The sequence below is a fragment of the Pseudomonas guangdongensis genome (assembly GCF_900105885.1).
Lineage (GTDB): Bacteria > Pseudomonadota > Gammaproteobacteria > Pseudomonadales > Pseudomonadaceae > Geopseudomonas > Geopseudomonas guangdongensis.
The window spans coordinates 3,080,170-3,096,624 of the sequence record NZ_LT629780.1 but is presented as its reverse complement, the minus strand read 5'-3'; the positions used below and the strand labels follow the sequence as shown (position 1 = coordinate 3,096,624).

General features: G+C 69.1%; 15 protein-coding genes. 6 read left to right on the top strand and 9 right to left on the bottom strand.

Going from position 1 to position 16,455, the window contains the following annotated elements; translation table 11 throughout:
- Positions 1–11: 11 nt before the first annotated feature.
- From BLU22_RS14430 to nudC, 6 genes are all read left to right on the top strand, one after another.
- Entirely contained in the window at positions 12–773 is a 762-nt protein-coding gene (locus BLU22_RS14430; protein ID WP_090215915.1) for a class I SAM-dependent methyltransferase, read from the top strand.
- The gene (rnhA, locus tag BLU22_RS14425) at positions 770–1,213 is read left to right on the top strand and encodes a ribonuclease HI (RefSeq protein WP_090215914.1); all 444 of its coding nucleotides are present in this window, start codon (positions 770–772) and stop codon (positions 1,211–1,213) included. Before BLU22_RS14430 ends, rnhA begins: the two co-directional genes overlap by 4 nt.
- Entirely contained in the window at positions 1,210–2,004 is a 795-nt protein-coding gene (gene dnaQ / locus BLU22_RS14420; RefSeq protein WP_269457644.1) for a DNA polymerase III subunit epsilon, read from the top strand. The genes rnhA and dnaQ overlap by 4 nt, the downstream gene beginning before the upstream one ends.
- An 83-nt stretch (positions 2,005–2,087) precedes the next feature.
- The gene (locus BLU22_RS14415; protein ID WP_090215909.1) at positions 2,088–4,346 is read left to right on the top strand and encodes an Orn/Lys/Arg family decarboxylase; all 2,259 of its coding nucleotides are present in this window, start codon (positions 2,088–2,090) and stop codon (positions 4,344–4,346) included.
- A gap of 94 nt (positions 4,347–4,440) precedes the next feature.
- A complete protein-coding gene (locus BLU22_RS14410) occupies positions 4,441–6,081 on the top strand; it encodes a ferrous iron transporter B (RefSeq protein WP_090215907.1) in 1,641 nt (546 codons plus the stop codon).
- Positions 6,075–6,911, top strand: a complete 837-nt coding sequence (gene nudC / locus BLU22_RS14405; RefSeq protein WP_090216509.1) for an NAD(+) diphosphatase — start codon at positions 6,075–6,077, stop codon at positions 6,909–6,911. Before BLU22_RS14410 ends, nudC begins: the two co-directional genes overlap by 7 nt.
- Here the strand turns inward: nudC and BLU22_RS14400 are convergent.
- From BLU22_RS14400 to mnmA, 9 genes are all read right to left on the bottom strand, one after another.
- On the bottom strand, positions 6,879–7,655 hold the full coding sequence (locus BLU22_RS14400; protein WP_090215904.1) for a TSUP family transporter: 777 nt from the start codon (positions 7,653–7,655) through the stop codon (positions 6,879–6,881). The genes nudC and BLU22_RS14400 overlap by 33 nt on opposite strands.
- A 120-nt stretch (positions 7,656–7,775) precedes the next feature.
- A complete protein-coding gene (locus BLU22_RS14395; protein WP_090215901.1) occupies positions 7,776–9,371 on the bottom strand; it encodes an isocitrate lyase in 1,596 nt (531 codons plus the stop codon).
- A 422-nt stretch (positions 9,372–9,793) separates the two neighbouring features.
- Positions 9,794–10,573, bottom strand: coding sequence for a secretin N-terminal domain-containing protein (locus BLU22_RS14390; RefSeq protein WP_090215899.1), 780 nt, complete (start codon positions 10,571–10,573; stop codon positions 9,794–9,796).
- A 97-nt stretch (positions 10,574–10,670) separates the two neighbouring features.
- Positions 10,671–11,096: a GNAT family N-acetyltransferase gene (locus tag BLU22_RS14385; RefSeq protein WP_090215896.1), complete on the bottom strand. Its 426-nt coding sequence runs from the start codon at positions 11,094–11,096 to the stop codon at positions 10,671–10,673.
- Positions 11,089–12,258, bottom strand: coding sequence for a ribosomal protein uL16 3-hydroxylase (locus BLU22_RS14380; protein ID WP_090215894.1), 1,170 nt, complete (start codon positions 12,256–12,258; stop codon positions 11,089–11,091). The genes BLU22_RS14385 and BLU22_RS14380 overlap by 8 nt, the downstream gene beginning before the upstream one ends.
- Positions 12,259–12,351: 93 nt before the next feature.
- Positions 12,352–13,722, bottom strand: a complete 1,371-nt coding sequence (gene purB, locus BLU22_RS14375) for an adenylosuccinate lyase (protein WP_090215891.1) — start codon at positions 13,720–13,722, stop codon at positions 12,352–12,354.
- A gap of 73 nt (positions 13,723–13,795) precedes the next feature.
- A complete protein-coding gene (locus BLU22_RS14370) occupies positions 13,796–14,674 on the bottom strand; it encodes a DMT family transporter (RefSeq protein WP_090215888.1) in 879 nt (292 codons plus the stop codon).
- Positions 14,675–14,677: 3 nt separating this feature from the next.
- Positions 14,678–15,298, bottom strand: coding sequence for a high frequency lysogenization protein HflD (gene hflD / locus BLU22_RS14365; RefSeq protein ID WP_090215885.1), 621 nt, complete (start codon positions 15,296–15,298; stop codon positions 14,678–14,680).
- On the bottom strand, positions 15,295–16,413 hold the full coding sequence (mnmA, locus tag BLU22_RS14360) for a tRNA 2-thiouridine(34) synthase MnmA (RefSeq protein WP_090215882.1): 1,119 nt from the start codon (positions 16,411–16,413) through the stop codon (positions 15,295–15,297). The genes hflD and mnmA overlap by 4 nt, the downstream gene beginning before the upstream one ends.
- Positions 16,414–16,455 lie beyond the last annotated feature (42 nt).

Below are 16,455 nucleotides of genomic sequence, written 5' to 3'. Positions count from 1 at the left end.
CGGGAGGTAGCATGAGCGAGCATCCCCTGAGCGGTGCGGCCATCGACCAGCAACGGCTTCAGGAGACGGCGCAGGCGTGGTTCGCCGGGCCGCTGGGCCGCCTGCTGCTGGAGAGCCAGCAGGCGCTGCTGGCCGAGCAGCTCGACGGCCATTTCGGCAGCTTCCTGCTGCATTACAGCTGCGTCGGCGCGCCGCCGCCGCTGCGCCATATCACCCATGCGGTGCGCCTCGGCCCGGCCTTGCCGGGCGTGGAGATGGTCTGCGCCGAGGATGCCTGGCCGGTCCTGGAACATGGCGCCGACCTGGTGCTGCTGCAGCATGCCCTGGACTTCGCCGTGTCGCCCCACCGCCTGCTGCGCGAGGCGGCGCGCTGCGTGCGTCCCGGCGGGCATCTGCTGATCGCCGGTATTCACCCCTGGAGCCTGTGGGGGCTGCGCCACTGGCTGGCCACCGACGCCCTGGCCCAGGCGCGCTGCATCGCTCCGGCGCGGATCGCCGACTGGCTGCACCTGCTGGGCTTCGCGCTGGAGAAACGCCGGTTCGGGTGTTATCGTCCGCCGCTTCGTTCGCCGCGCTGGCAGGCGCGGCTGGGCGTTATCGAACCCTGGGCCGACCGCTGGCAGCTACCGGGCGGCGGCTTCTATCTGCTGGTGGCGCGCAAGCTGGTCGCCGGCCTGCGTCCGCTGCCACAGCCGCGTCGTGCCACGCTGGCACCGCTGCGCGCGGTGCCCGTGGCCAAGGTCGGCCGTCATCCAGGCAGGAAAGAGTCATGAGCGACAGTGTCGAGATCTATACCGATGGCGCCTGCAAGGGCAATCCCGGCCCCGGCGGCTGGGGCGCCCTGCTGGTCTACAAGGGCGTCGAGCGCGAGCTGTGGGGCGGCGAGGCCGAGACCACCAACAACCGCATGGAACTGACCGCGGCGATCCGTGCGCTGCAGACCCTCAACCGGCATTGCCGGGTGCAGCTGACCACCGACTCCGAGTACGTGATGAAAGGCATCAAGGAGTGGCTGCCGAACTGGAAGAAGCGCGGCTGGAAGACCGCCAGCCGCCAGCCGGTGAAGAACGCCGATCTCTGGCAGGTGCTCGACGAGCAGGTCGGCCGCCACGAGGTCCACTGGCAGTGGGTGCGCGGGCACAACGGCCATCCTGGCAACGAGCGCGCCGACCAACTGGCCAACCGCGGTGTCAGCGAACTGAACGGCCGCTGAGCCTTTCCCTCCTTGGCAGTAGACAGGTATCGACTATGCGTTACGTGGTGCTGGACACCGAGACCACCGGCCTTGAACCCCGCGAAGGGCACCGGATCATCGAGATCGGCTGCGTCGAGCTGATCGGCCGGCGTCTGACCGGCCGGCACTTCCACGTCTATATCAACCCCGAGCGCGAGGTCGACGAGGGGGCGATGGCGGTGCACGGCATCACCGACGAGTTCCTCGCCGACAAGCCGCGTTTCGCCGAGGTGGTCGACGAGTTCTTCGAGTTCATCAAGGGCGCCGAGCTGATCATCCACAACGCGGCGTTCGACATCGGCTTCATCAACCATGAATTCGCCCTGCTCAAGGGCCGCAGCGACCTGGGCGAGGTCCGCGATCACTGCACGGTGCTCGACACCCTGCTGATGGCCCGCGAGCGCCATCCGGGGCAGCGCAACAACCTCGATGCGCTGTGCAAGCGCTACGGCGTCGACAACTCCGGGCGCGACCTGCACGGCGCGCTGCTCGATGCCGAGATCCTCGCCGACGTCTACCTGGCGATGACTGGCGGGCAGACCAGCCTGTCGCTGGCCGGGCAGAGCGGCGAGGACGGCGGCCCCGGCGCGACGGCCGCCGAGATCCGCCGCCTGCCCGCCGACCGGCCGCGCACCCCGGTGCTGCGCGCCTCGGCCGAGGAGCTGGCGCTGCACGCCGCGCGCCTGGCCGCAGTGGCCAAGGCCTGCGGCGGACCGGCGCTCTGGCAGCAGTTGGAGCCCGACGCCGACGAGGCGTCGACCCGGCACTGAGCGCGGCCGGGTTCCGCGCCGCGCGGGCGGCGGCTACCCTGAAGGCATCGACAGGCTGTGCCTGTGCGCGTGCCGGAGGGAGCATGTACAAGGACCTGAAGTTTCCCGTACTCATCGTCCACCGCGACGTGCAGGCCGACAGCGTGGCCGGCGAGCGGGTGCGCGGCATCGTCCGCGAGCTGGAGCAGGACGGCTTCGCCACCCTGTGTACCGCCAGCGTTCGCGAGGGGCGCATCGTCGCCTCCTCGCAGCACGGCCTGGCCTGCGTGCTGGTCGCTGCCGAGGGCGCCGGCGACAACCCGCGGCTGCTACAGGACGTGGTGGAGCTGATCCGCGCCGCCCGGCTGCGCGCCCCGCAGCTGCCGATCTTCGCCCTCGGCGAGCAGATCACCATCGAGAACGCGCCGCCCGAGGCGATGGCCGAACTCAACCAGCTGCGCGGCATCCTCTATCTGTTCGAGGACACCGTGCCCTTCCTCGCCCGCCAGGTGGCTCGCGCGGCGCGCGGCTATCTGGACAGCCTGCTGCCGCCGTTCTTCCGTGCCCTGGTGCAGCACACTGCCGACGCCCATTACTCCTGGCATACGCCGGGGCACGGCGGCGGCGTGGCGCACCGCAAGAGCCCGGTGGGCCAGGCCTTCCACCAGTTCTTCGGCGAGAACACCCTGCGTTCGGACCTGTCGGTGTCGGTGCCCGAGCTGGGCTCGCTGCTCGACCACACCGGGCCGCTGGCCGAGGCCGAGCAGCGCGCGGCGCGCAACTTCGGCGCCGACCATACCTTCTTCGTCATCAACGGCACCTCGACGGCCAACAAGATCGTCTGGCACGCCATGGTCGGCCGCGACGACCTGGTGCTGGTCGACCGCAACTGCCACAAGTCGGTGGTGCACGCGCTGGTGATGACCGGGGCGATCCCGCTCTACCTCAACCCGACCCGCAACGAGCTGGGGATCATCGGGCCGATCCCGCTGGAGGAGTTCAGCCGCGCGGCCATCGCCGCGAAGATCGCCGCCTGCCCGCTGGCGACCGGGCGCGAGGCGCGGGTCAGGCTGGCGGTGGTGACCAACTCCACCTACGACGGGCTGTGCTACAGCGCCGAGCTGATCAAGCGCGAGCTGGGCGACAGCGTCGAGGTGCTGCACTTCGACGAGGCCTGGTTCGCCTACGCCGCCTTCCACGAGTTCTACGCCGGTCGCTACGCGATGGGCACCACGCGCAGCGAGGCCGACGCGCCGCTGCTGTTCAGCACCCATTCCAGCCACAAGATGCTCGCCGCCTTCAGCCAGGCCTCGATGATCCACGTGCAGGACGGCGGCCAGCGCCGCCTCGACGTACCGCGCTTCAACGAGGCGTTCATGATGCACACCTCGACCTCGCCGCAGTACGGCATCCTCGCCTCGCTGGATGTGGCTTCGGCGATGATGGAGGGCGCCGCCGGCCGCTCGCTGATCCAGGAAACCTTCGACGAGGCGCTGGCCTTCCGCCGTGCGCTGGCCAACCTGCGCCGCAACCTGCCGGAGGACGACTGGTGGTTCGACATCTGGCAGCCGCCGGGCATCGAGGCCCGCGGCGCCTCCTGCGCGGCCGACTGGGTGCTGGCGCCCGGTGCCGACTGGCATGGCTTCGGCGAGCTGGCGGCGGACTACGTGCTGCTCGATCCGCTCAAGGTCACCCTGGTGATGCCGGGGCTGACCGCCGGCGGGCGGCTGGACGAGGAGGGCATTCCGGCGCTGGTGCTCGGCCGCTTCCTCTGGGAGCGCGGGGTGGTGGTGGAGAAGACAGGCCTGTACTCGCTGCTGGTGCTGTTCTCCATGGGCATTACCAAGGGCAAGTGGAGCACCTTGGCCACCGAGCTGCTGGAGTTCAAGCGCCTGCACGACGGCAACGCGCCGCTGGAGCAGGCGCTGCCCTCGGTAGCCCGTGCCGGCGGGCGGCGCTATGCCGGCCTGGGGCTGCGCGACCTGTGCCTGCAGCTGCATGCCTGCTACCGCGACAACCGCGTGGCGCGCGCCCTGCGCCAGGTCTATGCGCAGCGCCCGGAGCTGGCCCTCAAGCCGTCGGTAGCCTACGACCGGCTGGTGCGCGGCGAGGTCGAGGCGGTGCCGCTGGAGGCTCTGGAGGGGCGCATCGCCGCGGTGATGCTGGTGCCCTATCCGCCGGGCATCCCGCTGATCATGCCCGGCGAGCGCTTCACCGAGGCGAGCCGCCCGATCATCGACTACCTGCGCTTCAGCTGCCGCTTCGAGGGCGAGTTTCCCGGCTTCGCCGCCGAGGTGCACGGCCTGCAGCGCCACGGTGCGACGGGCGAGGATCTGTATACTGTCGACTGCATCCGCGAGTGACGCTCGGGCCATTGCCCGCCATGCCCTGCATGGCGTAGCGCCGCTCCGCGCGGACGCGGATTTCCACGATCGTCGCAGGAGGCGCAAACACATTATGGTCATGGGGGCTACATCGCTCGGCCTGGTACGCAACGATCTGTTCGTCACCATCGAGCAGGTCGAGCAGAGCCTGGAGCGCTTCATCGCCGAGCGCGGCGACGCCGCCGCCCTGCAGCAGATGGTCGAGGGCCTGCAACAGCTCGGCGGCACGCTCAAGCTGTTGCAACTGGCGGGCGCCGAGCTGCTGGCGCGGGAGATGTGGCAGCTGGCCACCGACATCCCCACCGGGGCCGGCGCGGCGCGCGACGGCCAGCTGGCCGCGCTGGGTCGCGGCCTGTTCGTGTTGCGCCGCTATCTGGAAAGCATCGACAGCCACCGCCAGGAAATCCCCGAGCTGCTGCTGCCGAGCGTCAACGAAGTGCGCGAGTCGCTGGGGCAGCCGGCCCTGCCGGAGAGTTTCTTCTTCAGCGTGCGCCTCGATGCGCCGCGTCCGCCGCGCGCGCTGCGGCCCCTGACGAGCGACAGCGGGCGCCGCCTGCGGCAGATGTATCAGGTCGGCCTGCTCGGCGTGCTGCGCGGCGAGGGCGTGGAGGCCGGGCTGCGCCTGATGGAGCGCGCCCTGGGCCGCCTGGATGCCGGTTGCGCCACGCGGCTGTGCTGGATCGCCGCCGCCGCCCTGGAAAGTCTGCGCGAGGCGCCGCTGCGCCTCTATCCGTGGCGCCTGCGCCTGCTCGCGCGCATCGACCGCCAGCTGCGCCAGCTGCTCGACGCGCCGTCCAGCGAGGCGCCGCGCAGCCTGCTCAAGGAGCTGCTCTATCTGGTGGCGCTCGGCAACGGCGCCGGCCCGCGCAGCCGCGAGGTGCGCCGGGTGTTCGCCCTGGCGCCGCTGCCGTTCAGCGACGCCTTGCTGGCCGAGGCCGCGCAGCGCCTGGCCGGCCCGGGGCAGGCGGTGATGCGCTCGCTGGCCCAGGCGATGAGCGAGGAGTTGGGCGAACTCAAGGAACTGCTCGATCTGTGCGCGCGCGGCAGCCAGCAGACGGAGGGCGGCGAGCGCCTGCGCCTGCAGCTGGAGCGCCTGGCCAAGACCCTGGGCATGGTCGGCCTCGGCGCCGGCGCGACCCTGCTGCACGAGCAGCTGCCGCGGCTGGCGGCGGCGCCAGGTCCGGCGCTGGCCGGGCTGGCCGACGTGTTGCTGACGGTGGAGAGCATGGTCGCCGGCCTGGCGCACGGCGAGCCGCTCAAGCCGTGCCTCGGCGCGCAGAGCGTGCGCAGCGACGACAGCAGCGAAGCGTCCGCCCGGCAGTTCGCCGAGGCGCGCCGGGTGGTGATCTTCGAAGCGCGCAACGCCCTGGCTCAGGCCAAGCAGGCCATCGCCGCCTATCTGGACGGTCGGGGCGACACCCGCCCGTTGCTGGCGGTGCCCGACAGCCTGCGCAGCGTGCGCGGCGGACTGTGGTTCCTCGGTCTGGAACGGGCCGGCGCGCTGGTTGCCTCCTGCGCCGACTACGTGGAGGACGGCATGCTGGGCTCGGCGCAGATGCCGCCGGAGGCCATGCTGGAAACCCTGGCCGATGCGCTGAGCAGTCTGGAGTTCTTCCTCGAAGGCGGCGAGGGCCTGCACGAAGACGGCCGGCGCGGGGTACTCGACCTGGCTGCCGACAGCGTGCGCGCGCTGGGCCTGGAGGTGGCCTGCTGATGGCCTGGCAGGCCGCGCTGGTCGACCCGGGCCGCTCCGGCGGCTGGGCGCTGCTGCACTGCCAGCAGCGTTTCCTGTGCGGCCCGCAGGGGCCGCTGCTGCCGCGCGAAGGCCTGCGCCGCCGGCTGCCGGCGGTGATCGCCGAGCATGGCATCGGCTATCTGGACGGCCAGCCGGTGTTCGTCCTGGAACTGCCCGCAGCGTACGACGGACTGTGGCCCGGCCATGCCTGGAAGGGGCTGCGCCAGTTCATGTTGGAGGGCGAGCGGCAGACCTTCCAGATGCTCGGCTATGCCGCGCAGATCGGCACCTGGGCGCGCCAGCACCGCTTCTGTGGCAGCTGTGGCACGCCGCTGCAGGTGCTGCCCGGCGAGCGGGCGATGCACTGCCCGGACTGCGCGATGCGCTGCTATCCGCAGCTGTCGCCGAGCATCATCGTGCTGATCGGGCGCGGCGACGAGCTGTTGCTGGCGCGCTCGCCGCGCTTCGCCGCCGGGGTCTACAGCACCCTGGCCGGCTTCGTCGAACCGGGCGAGTCGATCGAGGCCTGCGTGCATCGCGAGGTGGCCGAGGAGGTCGCGGTGCGGATCGGCAACCTGCGCTACATCGCCAGCCAGAGCTGGCCGTTTCCCCATTCGCTGATGCTCGGCTTCCATGCCGACTACCTGGGCGGCGAGATCGTCCCGCAGGCGGAGGAGATCGAGGATGCCCGCTGGTTCCCTCTCGACCGCCTGCCGGCCCTGCCGCCGCAGGGGGCGATCTCCCGCTATCTGATAGAGCTGTACCTGGCGCGCCGCTCAGGCCGCGCCGATCCAGTGCTGCCAGGCTAGACGCAGGGTCAGCGCCAGCACCACCAGGATGAATACCGGACGGATCAGCCGCGCGCCGCCGCCGATGGCGGTGCGTGCGCCGAAGAAGGCGCCCAGCATCAATGCCAGCCCCATGCCGATGCCCAGCGCCCAGGCCACCTGACCTGCGGCGACGAAGACCGCCAGCGCCATGGCGTTGCTGACGAAGTTCATGCTGCGCGCCACCGCGCTGGCGCGCAGCAGGTCGAGCGGATAGAGCAGCAGGCTGCTGACCGTCCAGAAGGCTCCGGTGCCGGGGCCGGCGATGCCGTCGTAGAAGCCCAGCGCCAGCCCCTGCGGCCATTGCCGGCCGGTGCGCGGAGTGCTCGCTGCGGTGCGCTGAGCGGGCTTGGGGTTGATCAGCATGTACAGCCCGCAGGCGAAGACCACCACCGGCAGCATCTGGTTGAGCCAGCTGCCCGGCAGCAGGTGCGCGCCCCAGGCGCCGAGGCCGGCACCGCAGGCGGTCGCCAGCAGGGCGCGGCGCCAGGCGCGCGGCTCGAACAGGCGGCGGCGGTAGAAGGTCCAGGCGGCGGTGGCCGAGCCGAAGGTGGCGCACAGCTTGTTGGTGCCCAGCACCAGATGCGGCGGCAGGCCGGCGGTCAGCAGGGCGGGGATGGTCAGCAGGCCGCCGCCGCCGGCGATGGCGTCGACGAAGCCGGCGAGGAAGGCCACGGCGGCGAGCGCGGCCAGGGTGGTCGGCTCCAGGGCGAGTTCGAGAAACATGGGACGGCTCCGGGCTTCGGGGCGGGCATGATGCCAGTCTGCGCCGGACAAAAGAAAACCCCGGCCCAAGGGCCGGGGTTTTCAGGGAGCGCTCACCGTTGCGGTGAGTGAGCCGGTTCCTTAGTGGAACTGGTTCATGGTGTTGTCTTTGCCGGAGGCCTTCAGAGCGGCTTCACCAGCGAAGTATTCCTTGTGGTTGTCGCCGATGTCGGAGCCAGCCATGTTCTGGTGCTTGACGCAGGCGATGCCCTGACGGATCTCTTCGCGCTGCACGCCCTTCACGTAGGCCAGCATGCCCTGGTCGGCGAAGTAGCCCTTGGCCAGGTTGTCGGTGGACAGCGCGGCGGTGTGGTAGGTCGGCAGGGTGATCAGGTGGTGGAAGATGCCAGCCTGAGCGGAACCGTCGCGCTGGAAGGTACGGATCTTCTCGTCGGCGATCTGGGCCAGTTCGGTGTTGTCGTACTCGACGCTCATCAGCTTGGTACGGTCGTAGGCGGACACGTCCTTGCCTTCGGCGACCATGGCATCGAACACCTGCTGACGGAAGTTCAGGGTCCAGTTGAACGACGGGCTGTTGTTGTACACCAGCTTGGCGTTCGGGATGACCTTGCGGATTTCGTCAACCATGGCCTTGATCTGGCCAACGTGCGGCTTCTCGGTTTCGATCCACAGCAGGTCGGCGCCGTTCTGCAGCGAGGTGATGCAGTCCAGCACGCAACGTGCTTCGCCGGTGCCGGCGCGGAACTGGAACAGGTTGGACGGCAGACGCTTCGGACGCAGCAGCTTGCCTTCGCGCTTGATCACGACGTCGCCGTTGCCCAGTTCGGCTTCGGAGATTTCTTCGCAATCCAGGAAGGAGTTGTACTGGTCGCCCAGGTCGCCCGGCTCTTTGGTCACGGCGATCTGCTTGGTCAGGCCGGCACCCAGGGAGTCGGTACGGGCAACGATCACACCATCGTCAACGCCCAGTTCGAGGAAGGCGTAGCGAACGGCAGCGATCTTGGCGAGGAAGTCGACGTGCGGAACGGTCACTTTGCCGTCCTGGTGGCCACACTGCTTCTCGTCGGAAACCTGGTTCTCGATCTGGATGCAGCAGGCACCGGCTTCGATCATCTTCTTGGCCAGCAGGTAGGTGGCCTCCGGGTTGCCGAAGCCGGCGTCGATGTCGGCGATGATCGGGACAACGTGGGTTTCGAAGTTGTCGATCTGCGCCTGGATTTCAGCGGCCTTGGCCTGGTCGCCGGCTTCGCGGGCGGCGTCCAGCGCGGTGAACAGCAGGTCCAGTTCGCGGGAGTCGGCCTGGCGCAGGAAGGTGTACAGCTCTTCGATCAGCGAGGAAACGGCAGTCTTCTCGTGCATCGACTGGTCCGGCAGCGGGCCGAACTCGGAGCGCAGGGCGGCGACCATCCAGCCGGACAGGTAGAGGTAACGCTTGTTGGTGGTCTTCAGGTGCTTCTTGATGGAGATCAGCTTCTGCTGACCGATGAAGCCATGCCAGCAGCCCAGCGACTGGGTGTACAGGGAGGAATCGGCATCGTACTCAGCCATGTCCTTGCGCATGATGGCTGCGGTGTACTTGGCGATGTCCAGGCCGGTCTTGAAGCGGTTCTGAGCGCGCATGCGAGCGACCGACTCAGGGTTGATGGCGCTCCAGCTGCTGCCGAATTTTTCTTTCAGGGCGGCAACGGCCTTGATGTCGTTTTGGTATGCGGACATGGTCAATCCTTCAAAGAGAGTGTTTCGTTGAGCACCGACATTCCCAGTCAACACCGGAGCGTTGACGGTAGTGTTGCAGCTCACCGCAGAGCGTCGAGGAGGAGACCGGTTCGGCAGGAGGCCGGAGGAGGGGATGTAGTGACGACCGGTGGGGGGACTACAACAGCCGGGTGGGCTGCGTATGTCGAGCCGGTTGCAACAGCGCTTCCCCGTCCCTCAGGACAACTTCGTTCCAGTCGCAACCTTGTCGCACCGCCGTGTGGGGGGTACTGACACGAATCGGGCCCGGGGGTGGTCCGGTCTGCGATTCGGGGGCCGTTGCCGGCCTCTGGTCAGCGGGAGCGGGCTCATCATGCGCGGAGGCGCGCGGGGCGTCAATGGATTTTGTAGTTTTTTTTTGAAGCTACTACAAAAGTTCTAGATCACTCGAGAAGCTCGATCTTGAGGCGTAGCGAAAGGCCCTCGGCGGCGCTGTCGTAGCGTCTGGAACGCACCTCTGCGCCCGGATCGGCGCTTGCGGCGCGGATCCCGGCGACCTCGATCCACTCGCCCAGCCGGCCGCTGAGCAGGGTATCGCTCTGCCGGTTCGTGTAGCTGCCGTCGCTGCCGCGGGCCAGGTCGTCCTGCAGGCTGTACAGGCGCACGCTGACCCGTTCGCCCCGCACGCTGGCGATGGCCTGGAAGCCCTGCTGCTGTTCGCGCTGCTCGGTGTAGCGGTAGGGGTGTCCGTAGGCGTCGCGGGCCTGGCGCTCGACCGGCAGGCTGCGGCCGATCAGGATTCGTGCCGGGTAGCCCTCGAGGGTCTGGATCTGTTGCAGGCTGGCGGCGTTGTCGCGGGTGCCGAAGCGCTGCACGCGCAGCTCGGCCTGCGGGTCGCGGCCGGCCTGGGCATCGAGCCGGTAGCCGCGCTGCTCGCCCTGTTCCTGGCGGCGGCTGTCGACGCTGATCAGCAGCCGGCGCGGCGCGACATCGAGCTGTTCGAGTAGGCTGCGCAGCTCGTCGAGGCGTGCGGGTTCGGCGCGCAGCAGCAGTTGCTGGCCGTCGGCGGCGATGCGCTCGTCGGCCTCCAGCAGCGGTTGCAGCAGCGGCAGCAGTTCGTCGGCGCTGCGGTGTTGCAGGGTGAGGATGTCGAGGCGCGGCTCGGCCTGCAGGCTGGCGGCGCAGAGCAGGATGCACAGGCTGGCGAGCGGACGGGTGAACATGCCGGAGGCTCCAGGGTGGCGGGGGCTTCCGGCATGGTGCCGCGAAACGGCGGCGGGGGGAATGCCGCCCGGCACGGGAGCGCCGGGCAGGGCCGGCTCAGGCGCCGTCGCGGACCATGTCGACGTGGGGAATGCCGGCTTCGAGGAACTCCTCGCTGTCGATGCGAAAGCCCAGGCGCTCGTAGAAGGGAATGGCGTAGACCTGCGCGGTGAGGAACTGGCGGCCGAGGCCGCGGCGCTCGGCCTCGGCGATGGCCGCCTGCATCAGCGCTTCGCCGATGTGCAGGCCGCGCCAGTCCTTGAGTACCGAGACCCGGCCGATGCGTCCGTCGGGCAGCAGGCGGGCGGCGCCGACGGCGAATTCGTCCTCGAAGGCGAGGAAGTGCACGGCGTCGGCGTCGTCGGCGTCCCACTCCAGTTCCGGCGGTACTTCCTGCTCGACGACGAACACCGCCTCGCGGATGCGGCGCAGGTCGGCGTTGTCGGCGTGCCAGTCGGCGATGCGTACGGTGATTCTATTCATCGGCGGCGAACTCCAGGCTGCCTTGCTTGACCAGCTCGTGAATCAGGGTGAGCGCCTCGTCGCTGTCCAGCCACGGGGCGAGGTTTTCCAGGTGCAGGACGTCGGCGCTGCAGATCAGCTTGAGCAGCTCGCGCAGCGAGGCGTCCAGGCAGCGGCTGTTGCCGCTGGCGAACAGCACCAGGTAGTCGTCGACCTCGCTCCAGGCCAGGCGCGCACTGGGGTTGCGCACCAGCAGCGCGCCGTCGGCGAGGGCGCCGAAGCACTCGGCCATGTCGATCTCGGCGCCGGCGACCAGCTCCGGGTAGCGCGGCTCGGTCATGAACTGGCCGAACCAGGTGAGCAGCAGCTGTTCGTCGTTGATGTGCTTGTCGATCAGCCCCTTGAGGCGCTCCAGGGCATCGCGCTGGATCTGGTGCGGGTCGCTGGCCGGGGCGCAGGCGGCGTCGCTGTAGCGCTCCTCGTCGGGGAGGAACTGGCCGAGGAAGTCGGTGAAGTGGGTCAGCACTTCGCTGGCGCTGGGGGCGCGGAAGCCCACCGAATAGGTCATGCATTCGTCCTCGGCAATGCCGTAGTGGGCCAGGCGCGGCGGCAGGTAGAGCATGTCGCCGGGCTCCAGCACCCATTCGGCGCTCTGCTCGAAGCCGTCGAGGATGCGCAGGTCCGGGTGCTCGAGCAGCGGGCTGTCGCTGTCGCACAGCTGGCCGAGTTTCCAGCGGCGCCGGCCATGGGCCTGCAGCAGGAACACGTCGTAGTTGTCGTAGTGCGGGCCGACGCCGCCGCCGGGCGCGGCATAGCTGACCATCAGGTCGTCGATGCGCCAGCTGGGCAGGAACAGGAACTGCTCGAGCAGCTCGCGGGTTTCCGGGACGAACTGATCGACCGCCTGCACCAGCAGGGTCCAGTCGCGCTCGGGCAGATGCTGGTAGGCGTCCTCGGCGAACGGGCCGCGGCGCAGTTCCCAGGGGCGGTCGCCATGTTCGATGACGATGCGCGACTCGACTTCCTCCTCCAGCGACAGGCCGGCCAGCTCGTCCGGGCTGATCGGGCTCTGGTAGCCGGGGATCGCCTGGCGGATCAGCAGCGGTTTCTGCTGCCAGTAGTCGCGGAGAAATTCGCGGGGCGTCAGGCCGCCCAGCAGTTGCAGCGGGGTATCGGGTGCCATATCCAACTCTTCGGGAATGAAAACGCCCGACTGTCGAGACTGCGCTGTGCTGGCCAGTCCTGACGGTCGGGCGGGGCGCCGTTCAGGCTGGGGTCAGATGCGCTGGGCCTGGGCCACGGCGTTGCCGATGTAGCTGGCCGGGGTCATGAGGCGCAGCTCGGCCTTGGCGGCTTCCGGGATGTCCAGGCCGTCGATGAACTCGCGCAGCGCCTCGGCGCTGATGCCCTTGCCGCGGGTCAGCTCCTTGAGCTTCTCGTAGGCGTTTTCCACGGCATAGCGGCGCATCACGGTCTGCACCGGCTCGGCCAGCACTTCCCAGCAGTTGTCCAGGTCTTCGGCCAGGCGTGCGGCGTTCAGCTCCAGCTTGCCGATGCCCTTGAGGCTGGCCTCGTAGGCGATCAGGCTGTGGGCCAGGCCGACGCCGAGGTTGCGCAGCACGGTGGAGTCGGTCAGGTCGCGCTGCCAGCGGGAGATCGGCAGCTTGCTGGCCAGGTGCTGGAGGATCGCGTTGGCGATGCCCAGGTTGCCTTCGGAGTTCTCGAAGTCGATCGGGTTGACCTTGTGCGGCATGGTCGAGGAGCCGATCTCGCCGGCCACGGTCTTCTGCTTGAAGTAGCCGAGGGAGATGTAGCCCCAGATGTCGCGGTCGAAGTCGATGAGGATGGTGTTGAAGCGCGCGATGGCGTCGAACAGCTCAGCGATGTAGTCGTGCGGCTCGATCTGGGTGGTGTAGGGGTTGAACGCCAGGCCCAGGTCGTTTTCGATGAATTCGCGGGCGTTGGCTTCCCAGTCGACGTCCGGGTAGGCGGACAGGTGGGCGTTGTAGTTGCCCACGGCGCCGTTGATCTTGCCGAGCAGCGGCACGGCGGCGACCTGGGCGATCTGCCGCTCCAGGCGGTAGACCACGTTGGCCAGTTCCTTGCCCATGGTGGTCGGCGAGGCCGGCTGGCCGTGGGTGCGCGAGAGCATCGGCACGGCGGCGAACTGCACGGCCAGGGCGCGGATCGCGTCGGCCAGCTGGCGCATCAGCGGCAGCAGCACGTTGTCACGGCCTTCGCGCAGCATCAGCGCGTGGGACAGGTTGTTGATGTCCTCGCTGGTGCAGGCGAAGTGGATGAACTCGCTGACCGCGGCCAGTTCCGGCAGCTTGGCGGCCTGCTCCTTGAGCAGGTACTCCACGGCCTTGACGTCGTGGTTGGTGGTGCGCTCGATTTCCTTGATGCGCTCGGCGTGTTCGAGCTGGAAGTTTTCCGCCAGCGCGTCGAGCAGGGCGTTGGCTTCGGCGGAGAACGGCGCGACCTCGGGGATGCCGGCGTGGGCGGCGAGGCGCTGCAGCCAGCGCACTTCCACCTGCACGCGGCAGCGGATCAGGCCGAATTCGCTGAAGATCGGGCGCAGGGCGCTGGTTTTGCTGCCATAGCGGCCATCAACGGGGGACACTGCGGTGAGCGAGGAGAGCTGCATGAGGACGTTCTCGACAGTCTGGCTACAGGAAAGGGGCGAAATTATACACGGAAAGCGCCGGCCCGGCGGCGGCTCAGCGCGAGCGGCGCAGCAGCGGGATCAGCCCGGCGGCGAAGATCAGCCCGGCGCCGAGCAGCGAGGCCTGGCTGGGTACCTCGTCCCAGCGCAGCCAGGCGATGATCCCGGCGAACACGATGGCCAGGTAGGCGACCGGGCCGATCAGCCCCGGCGGCGCGTAGCTGTAGGCCTGCGACATGCTCAACTGGCCGAAGCTGGCCATCAGGCCGGCGGCGATCAGCAGGAGCCACTGCTCGCCCTGGAGCGGCTGCCAGGCCCAGAGCAGCGGTAGCGCCGAGGCCAGGGCGCTGAACAGGGCGAACCAGAAGACGATGCGGAACGCCGGCTCGCTGTCGCTCATCTCGCGGATCGAGACAAAGGCGCAGGCGGCCATCACGCTGGCCAGGATGCCGATCAGCGAGATGGCCGAGACCAGCGCACCGCTGGGCTTGGCCACCAGCAGCACGCCGGCGAAGCCGATCGCGGTGGCCAACAGCATGCGCGCAGTCAACGGCTCCCTGAGCCACCACCAGGCGATCAGCGGGGTGAATACCGGCGCGGCGTAGCTGAACAGCATGGCGTCGGTCAGCGGCAGGTGGGCGAGGGCGTAGAAGTAGCAGTACATCGCCGCCAGGCCGCAGGCGCTGCGCTTGAGGTGGCTCCACGGGCGGGCGGTGCGCAGCGGCGCCAGGCCGCGGGTCAGCGCCAGCGGCAGGAAGAACAGCACGCCGACGGCGTTGCGGAAGAACACCACCATCTCGTTGCCGACGCCGAGAACGGTGGCCTCGCGGATACACACGCCCATCAGGGCGAAGAATAGTGCCGACAGCGCCAGCAGGGCGGCGCCGCGACCCGGGCGGTGCTGCCGGGTCGCGGTGGGAGCGGGGCTGGCCATGGCTCAGCCGCGCAGCAGCGGATAGAGCTGGTCGAGCAGCTTGCGGCGGCTGAACAGCAGCTGCCAGCGGCGCCCGCCCAGCTGGCGCCAGAGCATCGCGCTGCGGATGCCGGCGAGCAGCAGGGCGCGGACCTTGTCGGCGTTGCGGCTGTCCTGCAGGTGGCGCATCTCGCCGTGGACCTGGATGCGCTGGCGGAAGGTGCTCAGGGTGTCCTGATAGAGCGCGGCGCAGGCGGCGATCACGTTGTCGTGGGCGATGCCGAACAGCTGCGCCTGGCTGTCGATCTGCTGCAGGCGGTTGCCGATCACCTGGAGCATGTCGTCGCGCTTGTCCAGCTGGCGCTGCAGGGAGATCAGCGCCACGGCGTAGCGCAGGGTTTCGCGCGGCAGGCTCTGCGGGTTGCGCTCCAGGGCGCCGGCCAGCGCGCGCATGCCGTCGCGCAGGTTGAGGTGGTCGCCGCCATAGACCTCCAGGGTGTCCTTGGGATTGCGCACCAGCAGGCTGCCGAGCATGCAGCCCAGCGCGCCTTCCTGGACCTGGCCGGTCTTGGCCAGGCGGTCGACCAGCGCGGCGGCCTCGAAGACGCCGGCCAGCGCCAGCAGGCGTTCCTGTTCGCGGTTCATGGGCGCTGGATCTCCGCATCCCAGGGGCTGGCGCTTTCGATCACGCCGCCGCCGAGGCAGACCTCGCCGTCGTAGAACACCACCGACTGGCCGGGCGTCACCGCGCGCTGCGGCTCGGCGAAGATGGCGCGATAGCCGCTGGCGCTGCGTTCCAGGGTGCAGGCCTGATCCTGCTGGCGGTAGCGCACCTTGGCGGTGAGCTGGCGCGGTGCGTCCAGTTCGACCGGGTTGACCCAGAAGATCTGCGAGGCCTCCAGGCTGCGCGAGAACAGCCAGGGGTGCTCGTTGCCCTGGCCGACGATCAGCACGTTGCGCGCCATGTCCTTGGCCAGCACATACCAGGCGTCGTCGCCGGCGTCCTTCATGCCGCCGATGCCCAGGCCCTGGCGCTGGCCGATGGTGTGGTACATCAGGCCGTGGTGCTGGCCGATCACCTGGCCGTCGACGGTCTCGATGGTGCCCGGCTGAGCCGGCAGGTACTGCTTGAGGAAGTCGCGGAAGCGCCGCTCGCCGATGAAGCAGATGCCGGTGGAGTCCTTCTTCTTCGCCGTGGCCAGGCCGTACTGCTCGGCGATGGCGCGCACCGCCGGCTTCTCCAGTTCGCCCACCGGGAACAGGGTCCGGGCGATCTGCTCGCCGCCGACGGCGTGGAGGAAGTAGCTCTGGTCCTTGTTCGGGTCGAGGCCCTTGAGCAGCTCGCTGCGCCCGTCGACATCGCGGCGGCGCACATAGTGGCCGGTGGCGATCAGGTCGGCGCCGAGCATCAGGGCGTAGTCGAGGAATGCCTTGAACTTGATTTCCCGGTTGCACAGGATGTCCGGGTTGGGGGTGCGGCCGGCCTTGTATTCGGCGAGGAAGTACTCGAACACGTTGTCCCAGTATTCGGCGGCGAAGTTGGCGGTGTGCAGCTTGATGCCCAGCTTGTCGCACACCGCCTGGGCGTCGGCCAGGTCCTCTTTGGCGGTGCAGTATTCGGTGCCGTCGTCTTCCTCCCAGTTCTTCATGAACAGGCCTTCGACCTGGTAGCCCTGCTGCTGGAGGAGCAGGGCCGACACCGAGGAGTCCACGCCGCCGGACATGCCGACGATCACGCGGGTATTGGCAGGGTCACGCATAGTCATCCGGAAAACCGTTGCTGGAGGCAAAGGCGCGATTCT